The sequence below is a fragment of the Kribbella sp. NPDC050470 genome (genome assembly GCF_044458365.1).
GTDB lineage: Bacteria > Actinomycetota > Actinomycetes > Propionibacteriales > Kribbellaceae > Kribbella.
Map to the genome: position 1 here is coordinate 399,764 of NZ_JBITHV010000010.1, position 10,997 is coordinate 410,760.

At 69.8% G+C, this 10,997-nt stretch carries 12 protein-coding genes; 9 read left to right on the forward strand and 3 right to left on the reverse strand.

All coding sequences use genetic code 11. From position 1 onward, the window contains the following. The 6 genes from ACIBGM_RS31025 (at position 1) to ACIBGM_RS31050 (ending at position 5,577) form a co-directional block, all read left to right on the forward strand. A complete protein-coding gene (locus ACIBGM_RS31025) occupies positions 1-1,116 on the forward strand; it encodes a precorrin-3B synthase (protein WP_396387534.1) in 1,116 nt (371 codons plus the stop codon). Then, entirely contained in the window at positions 1,113-1,751 is a 639-nt protein-coding gene (locus ACIBGM_RS31030; RefSeq protein WP_396387535.1) for a precorrin-8X methylmutase, read from the forward strand. Before ACIBGM_RS31025 ends, ACIBGM_RS31030 begins: the two co-directional genes overlap by 4 nt. After that, a complete protein-coding gene (locus ACIBGM_RS31035; protein ID WP_360533723.1) occupies positions 1,748-3,274 on the forward strand; it encodes a precorrin-2 C(20)-methyltransferase in 1,527 nt (508 codons plus the stop codon). Before ACIBGM_RS31030 ends, ACIBGM_RS31035 begins: the two co-directional genes overlap by 4 nt. A 76-nt stretch (positions 3,275-3,350) precedes the next feature. Continuing rightward, positions 3,351-4,055: a hypothetical protein gene (locus ACIBGM_RS31040; RefSeq protein WP_360533726.1), complete on the forward strand. Its 705-nt coding sequence runs from the start codon at positions 3,351-3,353 to the stop codon at positions 4,053-4,055. 87 nt (positions 4,056-4,142) lie between these two features. Further along, entirely contained in the window at positions 4,143-4,784 is a 642-nt protein-coding gene (locus ACIBGM_RS31045; RefSeq protein WP_360533729.1) for a hypothetical protein, read from the forward strand. 91 nt (positions 4,785-4,875) lie between these two features. Further along, positions 4,876-5,577, forward strand: coding sequence for an SDR family oxidoreductase (locus ACIBGM_RS31050; protein WP_360533732.1), 702 nt, complete (start codon positions 4,876-4,878; stop codon positions 5,575-5,577). Between the two features lie 36 nt (positions 5,578-5,613). Here the strand turns inward: ACIBGM_RS31050 and ACIBGM_RS31055 are convergent, their stop codons facing one another. Further along, the gene (locus ACIBGM_RS31055) at positions 5,614-6,795 is read right to left on the reverse strand and encodes an RNA-guided endonuclease InsQ/TnpB family protein (RefSeq protein WP_396387587.1); all 1,182 of its coding nucleotides are present in this window, start codon (positions 6,793-6,795) and stop codon (positions 5,614-5,616) included. A gap of 126 nt (positions 6,796-6,921) precedes the next feature. Here ACIBGM_RS31055 and ACIBGM_RS31060 point away from each other — a divergent pair, with 126 nt between their 5' ends. Continuing rightward, positions 6,922-7,404: a 2,4'-dihydroxyacetophenone dioxygenase family protein gene (locus ACIBGM_RS31060; RefSeq protein ID WP_396387536.1), complete on the forward strand. Its 483-nt coding sequence runs from the start codon at positions 6,922-6,924 to the stop codon at positions 7,402-7,404. Here the strand turns inward: ACIBGM_RS31060 and ACIBGM_RS31065 are convergent. Both ACIBGM_RS31065 and ACIBGM_RS31070 read right to left on the reverse strand, forming a co-directional pair. Next, entirely contained in the window at positions 7,394-8,272 is an 879-nt protein-coding gene (locus ACIBGM_RS31065) for a LysR family transcriptional regulator (RefSeq protein WP_396387537.1), read from the reverse strand. The two genes, ACIBGM_RS31060 and ACIBGM_RS31065, sit on opposite strands and share 11 nt — an antisense overlap. An 11-nt stretch (positions 8,273-8,283) precedes the next feature. Then, positions 8,284-9,267, reverse strand: coding sequence for an alpha/beta fold hydrolase (locus ACIBGM_RS31070; RefSeq protein WP_396387538.1), 984 nt, complete (start codon positions 9,265-9,267; stop codon positions 8,284-8,286). A 70-nt stretch (positions 9,268-9,337) separates the two neighbouring features. Here ACIBGM_RS31070 and ACIBGM_RS31075 point away from each other — a divergent pair, with 70 nt between their 5' ends. Further along, positions 9,338-9,868, forward strand: coding sequence for a TetR/AcrR family transcriptional regulator (locus tag ACIBGM_RS31075; protein WP_396387539.1), 531 nt, complete (start codon positions 9,338-9,340; stop codon positions 9,866-9,868). A 66-nt stretch (positions 9,869-9,934) separates the two neighbouring features. Then, on the forward strand, positions 9,935-10,984 hold the full coding sequence (locus tag ACIBGM_RS31080) for an FAD-dependent oxidoreductase (RefSeq protein ID WP_396387540.1): 1,050 nt from the start codon (positions 9,935-9,937) through the stop codon (positions 10,982-10,984). Positions 10,985-10,997 lie beyond the last annotated feature (13 nt).

Sequence of the window (10,997 nt, forward strand, 5' to 3'; positions counted from 1 at the left end):
ATGCGTAGGACTGAGGCGGATCGGTGCCCCGGGGTGCTGGCAGTACATGAGGCGGCCGATGGAGGACTGGCTCGGGTGCGGGTGCCGGGTGGGGTGCTGAGCCTTGCGCAGCTCCAGGTGCTGCGGATGGCTGCGAGTGAGCTGGGTGACGGACGGCTCGAGCTGACCTCGCGGGGGAACGTACAGGTCAGAGGGCTGACGGAGGACGGTCCGCGGGAGCTGTCCCAGCGGTTGTACGACGCTGGACTGCTGCCGTCGATCACGCACGAGCGCGTGCGCAACATCCTCGCTTCACCGCTATCCGGTCTGGACGACCAGGGCACGTACGACGTACTGCCGCTCGTCAGCGCGGTCGATCGGGCCTTGTGCTCGCGTCCGGGGCTTGCGGAGTTGCCCGGGCGGTTCCTGTTCGCGCTGGACGATGGGCGCGGGGATCTGAGTGGGTTGCAGGCGGATGTGCTGGTGCGCGCGGTGGACGAGCGCGGGGGCCTTCTGAGCCTGGGTGGCTCCGCAGTGCGGGTCAGCTGGGCTGAGGTACCTGAGGTGATGGTCGCGGCGGCGGAGGCATTCCTGGCGGAGCGCGACGGCCAGGAGTGGCGGATCGCCGAGCTCGACGACGGAGGACGCCGGATCCTGAACCGCCTCGGACTGCCGACGACCGAAGAGCTGCCGTCCGACACGGAAACCACCGGATCCTCGGTGATCACCGCCGGGCGGCACGGGTCGGCCCTGGTGGTGACGGTTCCGCTGGGCAGTCTCGGCCAGGAGCAGGCGGTTGTCGTCGCCGACATGGCCGAGCAGGTCCGGGTCACGCCTTGGCGGTCGCTGGTCCTCGTCGCGCCGGCGGATCAGGGGGCGCGGCTGGAGGAGGTTGGGTTGGTCACAAAGGCGGACTCGCCGTGGAACGGTGTGACAGCGTGTGCTGGTCAGCCGGGGTGCGCGAAGGCGCTCGCGGACGTCCGGGCGGAGGCCTGGCGGGTGACCCCGCGGCTGCCGCGGCACGGGCGGCCGATGCACTGGTCCGGGTGTGCGCGACGGTGCGGGAAGCCGTCCGGTGAGTTCGTGGATGTGCTTGCGCTAGGCAACGGATATTCGATCGACGGAGAGCGGATGTGAGTGGGTTCGAGTACGTGAAGGACGGCGCCGAGATCTACCGGCGGTCCTTCGCGACGATCCGGGCCGAGGCGGCGGACGCGCTCGGCGGGCTCCCGGCCGACCTGGCGCAGGTCGCCGTACGGATGATTCACGCGTGCGGCATGACCGACCTGGTTGCGGACCTCGCGGCATCGCCCAACGTGGTCAAGAACGCGCGGGCCGCGCTGCAGGACGGGGCGCCGATCCTCTGTGACGCCCAGATGGTCGCGGCCGGTATCACCCGGAAGCGGCTGCCGGCGGACAACCAGGTCATCTGCACGCTCCAGGACCCCCGGACCGTCGAGCTCGCCGAACGCCTGCAGACCACCCGCAGCGCCGCCGCGGCCGACCTCTGGCACGACCACCTCGCCGGAGCTGTTGTTGCTATCGGCAACGCTCCGACCACGCTGTTCCGGCTGCTCGAGCTGATCGCGGACGGCGCGCCCCGGCCGGCCGCGATCCTGGGCATCCCGGTCGGGTTCATCGGCGCAGCCGAGTCCAAGGACGCGCTGGCCGCGAACGACCTCGGGCTGGAGTACCTGGTGGTGCGAGGTCGTCGCGGCGGGAGTGCGATCACCGCGGCGGCAGTCAACGCGATCGCGAGCGAGGAGGAGTGAGCGGGCGGCTCTGGGGCGTCGGGCTCGGCCCGGGCGATCCCGAACTGGTGACGGTGAAGGCGGCCCGGCTGATCGGCGCGGCGGACGTGATCGCGTTCCACAGCGCGCGGCACGGCCGTAGCATCGCCCGCTCGGTCGCGGCGCCGTACCTCACCGAGGGGCAGATCGAGGAGCACTTGGTCTACCCGCTGACCACGGAGACGACCGACCACCCGGGCGGCTACCAGGGCGCGATGGACGACTTCTACACGGACTGCGCTGCCCGGCTCGCGGCGCATCTCGATGCCGACCGCGACGTCGTCGTACTGGCTGAAGGGGATCCGCTGTTCTACGGGTCCTATATGCACATGCACAAGCGGCTGGCCGACCGGTATCCGTGTGAGGTGGTTCCCGGCGTCACTTCGGTGAGCGCGGCGGCCGCCGTACTCGGTCGGCCGCTGTGTGAGCGGGACGAGATCCTCACCGTGCTGCCCGGCACGCTGCCGCCTGATGTCCTGGCGGACCGGCTGCGGAACACCGACGCGGCCGCGGTGATGAAGCTCGGCCGCACGTTCGCCAACGTGCGCGAGGCCTTCGAACTCGCCGGTCGCGAGGACGAGGCCTGGTACGTCGAACGCGCGACGACCGACGCGCAGCGCACCGCTCCCCTGGCCGACGTGGACCCGGCAGACGTGCCGTACTTCTCGCTCGCCCTGCTCCCGAGCCCGATCAACAACACCTTCACCGCCCCGACCCCCAAGACCGAGGCGGAGGGATCGGTGACCGTCGTCGGTCTCGGACCCGCCGGACCGGAGTGGATGACGCCGGAAGTGCGGGCGGCGATCGCCGGCGCCGACGACCTGATCGGCTACGGCCCGTACGTCGACCGACTGCCGGACCGCGCCCGTCAGCGCAAGCACGGGTCGGACAACCGGGTGGAGTCCGAGCGGGCCGCCTTCGCGCTCGACCTGGCTCGCAAGGGCGCCAAGGTGGTCGTGGTGTCGTCCGGTGATCCCGGTGTGTTCGCGATGGCCAGCGCGGTCACGGAGGTCGCGTCCGAACCCGAGTACGCCGACATCGCCGTACGCGTGCTGCCCGGGATGACCGCGGCCCAGGCGGTCGCCAGCCGGGTCGGCGCGCCACTCGGGCACGACTACTGCGTCCTGTCGCTGTCGGACCGCCTGAAGCCGTGGGACGTGATCGCCGGGCGAGTCTCTGCTGCGGCCGCGGCCGACCTGGCGATCGCGATCTACAACCCGGCCTCGAAGTCCCGCACCTGGCAGGTCGCCGCCACCCGCGACCTGCTCCTCGAACACCGTTCGCCCGGTACGCCGGTCGTCGTCGGACGCGACGTGGGCGGTCCGGAAGAAGAGATCACCGTCACCACGCTCGCCGAACTGGACCCGGAAGCGGTTGACATGCGGTGCTTGCTGGTGATCGGGTCGTCACAGACCCGCACCGTGCCCCGCCCGGCCGGCCCTCTGGTCTTCACTCCCCGCCGATACCCGGCGACGGTGAGTGAGCCCGCGCCAGAGGCCGGTTAAATCCGCCGTTCCGGCTGTGTAGGAACAGCCTCGGTGGGTAGGACCCGCGCGGAGCTGACCAGTGAGGAGATGCGGAATGGTCCAGCAGTACGGCGAGACCGCCACGATGAGGCAGCCTGTCGCCGCGGCGCCGGTGCCTGAGAATGCGGATGCGAACACGACCCAGAAGTACGAGGAGGCGCGGGCGGCAGCCCACCGGGCGATGAGCACTGTCACGATCATTCCTGACCGGCCACTGCCGGTCGAGCCGGTCGTCGACCCCGACCTGCTGTCGTACCGCGGCTTCAAGTTCGGCGCCGCGTTCTTCGGCTGGCTGATCGCCATCGCGATGTCGGTCGTGCTGTCGCTGGCCGTGTCCGCGGCCGCCGTGGGTACGGCGGAGGTCCTCGACTACACCCGGGCCGACGCCGAGGCGCAGGCCGGCGCGGCGGGCATCACGGCTGCGGCCATCGCCGTACTGACGATGTGCCTGGCCTTCTACTGCGGCGGGTACGTCGCCGGGCGGCTGGCCCGCTTCGACGGTGGTCGGAACGGGTTCGGGGTGTGGATGTTCGCGTTCCTGTTCTCCGTGCTGGCGGCCGGGGCGGGTGCGCTGCTGAACAACCAGTACGACCTGGTCTCCGAGGTGAACCGGCCGGACGTGGCGGTGTCCACCGACAGCATCACGACCGCGGGCATCATCGCCGCCGCGGCCCTCGTCGTACTCACGCTGCTGGCCGCCATCCTGGGCGGCAAGACCGGCAAGCGCTACCACGACAAGATCGACCGCCTGCTCGACTAGCGGTCAGTCACCACCTCGCCACGCTTAGCCAGCCCTCCGACGGGTACCGGAGGTGCGACACGGGGCTGTCTGGCGAGGAGAACTGACATGGCCCAGCAGTATCGAGAGGACACGCAAGCTGAGCGGCTCGGCGCGGCCGAGCCCTATGACGACGACCGGCAGGTCACCACGACCGAGCCGCTGTACCGGGCGGATGTCCCGGCCACCGAGGTCGACCCGGCGTACCGGGGCTTCAAAGGTGGCGCCGCGTTCTTCGGCTGGCTGGTCGCGGTCGGCCTGATCGCGCTGCTGAGCGGGATCGTCGGCGCGGTCGCCGCCGCCATCGACTACGCGGTGACGATCGACTGGAACGCGGCCGAGGCAGAGGCCGGCACGATCGGCATCGTCTCCGGCGGCGTGCTGCTGCTGATCCTGGCGATCGCCTACTACAACGGCGGGTACGTCGCCGGCAGGCTCGCCCGCTTCGACGGCGGCCGGCAGGGCTTCGGCGTCTGGCTGATCGGCCTCCTGGTCACCTTGATCGTCGCGGCGATCGGTGCCCTGGCCGGTTCGCAGTACGACGTGCTGGACCGGGTGGACCTGCCGTCCCTGCCGCTGACCGACGAGACGATGACCGCCGGCGGGCTGATCGCCGTCGGCGCGGCCGTGCTGGTGACGCTGTTCGCGGCCGTGATCGGCGGCAAGGCGGGACAGCGGTACCACCGCCGGATCGACGTGAGTGGCGACTGACCTGAGGAACGGGACCCGGGCTGCGGATGGGGGGCATCCGCTGTCCGGGTCTTCGTTGTGCTGACCTGGACAGCGGTGCAGGATGCCGGACATGGCTCGGACCGCGCTTGTCATCGGAGGTACGAGCGGTATCGGCGCGGCCACCGCGCTCCGGCTCGTCCTCGACGGCGCTTCCGTGGTCGCCGCCGGGTTGAAGGTCGCGGAGGCGTCTCCCGAGCTGCAGCGGTCAGCTCAGCTGCACGAGCTCGACCTCCGCGCGCCGGATGCGTTGGAGGAGCTGATCGGGTCGCTCGACCGGCTCGACGTACTGGTCAATGCGGCCGGCATCATCCGGCGCGGCCACGAGCACCGGCCCGAGGTGTTCCGGGAGGTCGTCGAGATCAACCTCACCGGCGCGATGCGGGCTGCCGAGGCCGCGCACGACCTGCTCGCCGCGAGCCGGGGCTGCATCGTCAACGTCGCCTCGATGCTGAGCTACTTCGGCGGGCCGCTGGTCCCCGGGTACAGCGCTTCGAAGGGCGGGATCGTGCAGCTCACCAAGTCGCTCGCGGTCGCCTGGGCGGCCGAGGGCATCCGGGTGAACGCGGTCGCGCCCGGCTGGATCGCCACCGACCTGACCGCCGCCCTGCAAGCCGATCCGGACGCGGCCGCCCGGATCATCTCCCGTACGCCGATGGCCCGCTGGGGCAGACCGGAGGAGGTCGCCGGTGCGATCGCCTTCCTGGCGGGCCCGGACGCGGGATTCGTCACCGGCGCCGTCCTTGCTGTAGACGGCGGCTACCAGAGCATTTGACGTCCTCCCCGCCGGAATCGGTAGGGATTCCAACTACTACGCGGAGGTAGCGTGTTGAGGTTCACGCTTCGGCGAGACCCGTACCGGCGTCTCTCGGCGTGCGCTGACGGCCCGTCCGGCCGCGATATTGACTGCCGCGTTCACGTCCGCGTGCGCCCGATACCTGCAGGCGACGCACCGGAACACCGATTGGCTCTCGCGGTTCTCCGGTGCGCGGTGCCCGCAGACGCTGCAGGTTTGCGACGTGTACGCAGGGTTGATCTTCTCGACCCGTCCCGCTGCCTTGTGCTGGAGGCGCCGGACGAGCAGGCCCCAGCCATTCGAAAGGATGCCGCGGTTGAGTCCGGCTTTGGCGCGGCGACGGTTCGGCAGATGGACGCCGGGCTGTACGGGGTCGGGTTTGGGTTTTGGTCGCTTGGTCATCCGAGCGACCCGCAGGTCCTTCACGCGGATGACGTCGAAGCGCCTGGCCAGGTCGGTGCTGGCCTGCTCGACCCAGTCCTTGCGGCGGTCGGCGACCCGGGCGTGCAGCTTGGCAAGCGCCGCCTTCACCCGTTGACGGCGACGCGACCCACGGCGGCAGCGCGACAGGCGACGCTGAAGCTGCTTCAGCCGCTCATGCTCATGTGCCGACGGACCGGGACAAGACAGCAGCTCCCCAGTGGACAGGGCCGCCGAAACAGCGACGCCGCGGTCCACGCCGACGACCTCACCCGTCCCCGGTGCGGGAATCGGCGGGGGGATCACGGCGAACGCGATATGCCAACGACCCACCCGGTCACAGGTGACCCGGTACGACCTCGCGGCGGGGACAGGTCGGGTCAGCCGGAACCGCACCCAGCCGACCTTGGGCACCAGCACGCCGCCCCACTTCCGGTTCAGCTTCACGATCCGGGACGCCTGGGAGCCGACGATGCGGAACCCCTCATGCAGCCCGGCCTTGCGCCAGGCCGGCCGTCCATGGGTGCCGCTGTAGAAATTCCTGACCGCCTGTCCGAAATCTCGCAGCGCTTGTTGCTGCACAGTCTGCGACCCCGCCCGCAGCCACCCGAACGTCAGTCGCGCCGCGGTCAACTGCCGGCACTGCTCAGCAAAGCCAGGTGCCGGTGCCCTGTCACGGGACCACATCGACCACTGCTCGAGCGCCAGGTTCCACACGTACCGCGCGTGGCCGCAATGCTCCAGCAACGCTACCCGCTGCGTCGGAGTGGGGCACAGCCGGTATCAGGACACGTCATCAACCCAATCAGTCAGGACCGACAGTCTCTACGCCATGAAAGACGGCGCGGTCGCTGCCCATGCTTGACGGCTCCACTCCCTACGAAAACATGTGAAGGAGCGTCGATGATCCCTGTTTCGGCAGGAGTTCCCGCGGAGATCGCCGTACCGGCGGTGCCCGAGGACGACCGGTTGTGGGTGCCGCAGGCGCCGGACGTGTGGTTCCGGCCGCTGATGCTGAACACGATCACCGGGCAGTGGTGCAACCTGCTCAAGGTGACCCGGTCGGGCATCGTGTCCCGGCACCGGCACCCGAGCGCCGTGTTCGGCTACGTGATCAAGGGCAAGTGGCAGTACGACGAGCACGACTGGGTCGCCGAGACCGGGTCGTTCGTGTACGAGCCGCCGGGTGAGATCCACACGCTGCGGGTGCCGGAGGACTGCACCGAGATGATCACGTTCTTCAACATCTCCGGCGCGATGATCTACGTCGACGACGCCGGCAACCAGACCGGCTACGAGGACACCTTCACCAAGATCCAGCTCTGCCGCGACCACTACGGCGCGAATGGGCTAGGCGCGGACTACGTGGACCAGTTCATCCGCTGACAGCACGGACCGCGTCGATCACCTGGCCCAGCGCGGGCGAGGGCGGGCTGTCCCGCCGGGTGAACAAGCCGACCTGACGCTCGACGCCGGCGTCGGCGACCGGGACCAGACGGACGCCGGCCAGATTCGCGGTGGTGACCGCGAGCTCGTTGGTGACGCCGACGCCGAGTCCGTGCCGGACCAGCGAGAGCAACGTCTGCGGCTGGTTGGTGCGGAAGGCGGACTCGGGGCTCAGGCCCGCCGACGCGAACGCCAGGTGCGACTCGAACTGCCGCGGCCCGTCGCTCTCGCCGATCGAGATCAGCGGCAGCTCGGCGAGTTGCTTCAGGCTGACGGCCGGGCTGCCCGCGAGCGGGTGCTTCTCAGGGAACACGGCGGTCAGCGGCTCGCGCCACAGCACCTCGTGGGTGAGCGACTCGTCTGCGACCAGCGGGTGGACCGGGCGGATGGCGAGGTCGATGTCGCCGCGGACCAGACCGCTCTCCAGGTCGACGCTGGGTCCTTCGACGAGCAGGAGCCTGACGTTGGCGGGGAGGCGGCGGACGACCTGGGGGAACAGCCAGGCGGCCGCGCTCGGGTAGGCGCCGAACCGGACCTCTCCACCGGCGGACATGTTGTGGACGAGGCGCAGGATCTCCTCGGCCTGCGGGAGGAGCGCACGTCCTTCCGGCGTGAGCCGGGCCGGGTGAGCGGTGCGGTCGAAGAGCTGGACGCCGAGGGCCTTCTCCAGGTCGGCCACGTGCTCGCTGATCCGGGACTGGCCGCGGAAGACGGCCTTGGCGGCCGCCGAGAAGCCGCCGTGGTGGGCGACCGCGACAAAGCTGACGATCCAGTCCATCCGAAAGCCGTACGCCGCGGTCAGGTCCATCTGCCCAGTATTCAAGCCAGGTCCGTACCACGCCTCGCCGCATCCGCGGTGCCGTCGCCGGACTGAATCATCGGCAGTACCCGGTTGACCAGCGCCTCGCGGAAACGCTCGGGTTGAGTGAAGGCTGCGAAGTGGCTGGCGTCCTCGATCAGCGCGATCTCCTTGTGCGGCGCGTCGATGTGCGCGACGTAGTCCTGCGCGAGGTCGGTCAGGGTGAGCACGTCGTCCGCGCCCTGGAAGACGAAGACCGGCAGCTCATAGCGGGCGGGCAGATCGTAGGCGTTGAAGGACATGTACTCACTGAACATGGCCTTCTGGGTGGCCAGGAAGCCGGCGAGCAGATGCCACGCCTCCCGCTTGCTATAGACCTCCCCCTTGAGTGCCAGCGGGAACAGCAGCTTGCTCACGGCGTTGGGCGTGACGGGGTCGGTGGCCATCGTCCACTTCATCTTGATCTGCCACGCCTTGAGGTCCCAGGCGGCCGGGTCGGCGCCGATCTTCTTCAGGGCGCGGACGGCCTTGGAGTTGCCGGCCGCGGTCACGCGCTCCAGGCAGCGGGCGTAGCCGAGGGCCTCGTTGCGGTGCATGTCGGCGTACAGGTCCGTGGTGACCAGCGCGGAGTACAGGTCCGGGCGGCGCTGCGCCAGCGGCAGGCCGATGATCGTGCCCATCGAGCCGGCCATCAGGACGATCTTGTCCTTGTCGAGATGGGTCCGCAGGAACTCGGTGACCTCGATCGCGTCCTCGAGATGCCGCTCGAACGGGGCTGTCTGCTTGGTGCCGCGCGCGCGAGTCTTGCCGCAGCCGCGCCGATCCCACTGGACGACGGTGAATTCGCGCTCCCAGGACCGGATCAGCGGCGTGAACACCGCGTACGGCGAGCCCGGGCCGCCGTGCAGGACCAGGAGCACGGGGTTGTCGGCGCTCTCGCCGCGGATCTGGATCCACTGCTCGACGCCGCCGATGCGGAGGTAGTGCTGCTCGTTGATCGTCATGGCAAACATCGTACGCAGGTCTTAGACACTTGTGCAAGACGATCGTCTGAGAACTCTGTATGATGTGGGCATGGGAAACCGGGAAGCCCTGATCCAGGGCGCCAAACAGTGCTTGTTCGAGAAGGGCTTCACGCGGACGACGGCACGCGACGTCGCGACCACCGCCGGCGTGAGCCTGGCCGCGATCGGGTACCACTTCGGCTCCACAGAGGCGCTGCTCAGCCAGGCGCTGTTCGAGGCCGTCGGTGAGTGGGGCGCGCGACTCAGTGAGGCCATGGCTGCCGGCGGCGACCCGGCCGCCGTCTGGGACGGCGTCATCGCCTCGGTGCGGTCCGACCGTCCGATGTGGACAGTGCAGTACGAGCTGGTCGGGCAGATCGACCGCGCGGAGCAACTCCGCACATTCCTCACCGATTCCCAGCGGTACGCGCGAAGCGAGCTGGCGGATCTCTTCGGCTCACCCACCGGGGACGAGGAGCGGCGCCTACTCGGCGGGCTCTACCAGGCGATCCTGGGCGGTCTGGTCATGCAGTGGCTCATCGACCCGGACAACGCGCCCACCGGCGCCGACATCGTCGCCGCGCTCAAGCTCGCCGCCTAGCCGGCAAAGCCCCGAACCTCGGAGCTGGCCGGGAAGAGCTGTCGGGTTCGGGGTGTTGGTCTGGGTGTGAAGGTTGTCGTGATCGGCGCGGGACAGGCGGGCTTGTCGGCTGCCTACCACTTGGTGCGGCTCGGGTTCACGCCGTACGACGAGGTCGTCGTACTGGACCGGAATCCGGCGGCGGGTGGGGCGTGGCAGCATCGGTGGGACTCGCTGACCATGCGGGACGTGCACGGGATCGCAAGCCTGCCGGGGGTGTCGGTGCCGCCCAGCGCCGACGGCGACCGGGCGAACGTGTTTGTGCCGGCGTACTTCGCGGATTACGAGGAGCGGTTCGCGTTGCCGGTGCTGCGGCCGGTGGTCGTGTCGAGTGTGCGTCGGGCGGGCTCGCTGTTCGAGGTGCGGACGTCTGGGGAGACTTACCTGACCGAGGCGATCGTGAACGCGACCGGGACGTGGAACCGGCCGTTCATTCCCTGGTATCCGGGGATCGAGAGCTTTCGCGGGCGGCAGCTGCACACGGCCGACTATCGCGGCGCCTCGGAGTTAGCCGGCCAGCACGTGCTCGTGGTCGGTGGAGGCGCGTCGGCGGTGCAGTTGCTGGCGGAGATCTCCGAGGTCGCGACCACGACCTGGGTGACGCGTCGGCCGCCGGAATGGCGCACGGGTGAGGACTTCAGCCCGGAGTACGGGCGGCAGGTGGTCGCCAAGGTCGAGGAGCGGGTACGCGCGGGACTGCCGCCGCGGAGCGTGGTCAGCGTGACCGGCCTGCACCTCCGGGAGCAGGAACAAGACGCGTTGCGGCGCGGCGTCTACGAGCGGCAGCCCATCTTCTCCCGCATCACCCCGGACGGCGTCGAGTGGCCCGGCGGCCGCGCCTTGCACGTCGACACCATCCTCTGGGCTACCGGCTTCCGCGCCGACCTGGCCCACCTGGCCCCACTCCACCTCCGTGAGCCCTCCGGCGGCATCCGCATGAACGGCACCCAAACCGTCCTGGACCCCCGAATCCACCTCATCGGCTACGGCCCCTCAGCCAGCACCATCGGCGCCAACCGAGCCGGCTTCACCGCCGCCCGAGCGCTACGCAACCTCCTCCAACCAGCCGCCGCCTGAACCACCCCACGCG

Coding starts and splice junctions, on each gene's coding strand:
- ACIBGM_RS31070 (WP_396387538.1), bottom strand. CDS start 9,267: ATGACGATCAACGAGCAGCACTACCTCCGCATCGGCGGCGTCGAGCAG.
- ACIBGM_RS31045 (WP_360533729.1), top strand. CDS start 4,143: ATGGCCCAGCAGTATCGAGAGGACACGCAAGCTGAGCGGCTCGGCGCG.
- ACIBGM_RS31075 (WP_396387539.1), top strand. CDS start 9,338: ATGGGAAACCGGGAAGCCCTGATCCAGGGCGCCAAACAGTGCTTGTTC.
- ACIBGM_RS31025 (WP_396387534.1), top strand. CDS start 1: ATGCGTAGGACTGAGGCGGATCGGTGCCCCGGGGTGCTGGCAGTACAT.
- ACIBGM_RS31060 (WP_396387536.1), top strand. CDS start 6,922: ATGATCCCTGTTTCGGCAGGAGTTCCCGCGGAGATCGCCGTACCGGCG.
- ACIBGM_RS31065 (WP_396387537.1), bottom strand. CDS start 8,272: ATGGACCTGACCGCGGCGTACGGCTTTCGGATGGACTGGATCGTCAGC.
- ACIBGM_RS31050 (WP_360533732.1), top strand. CDS start 4,876: ATGGCTCGGACCGCGCTTGTCATCGGAGGTACGAGCGGTATCGGCGCG.
- ACIBGM_RS31040 (WP_360533726.1), top strand. CDS start 3,351: ATGGTCCAGCAGTACGGCGAGACCGCCACGATGAGGCAGCCTGTCGCC.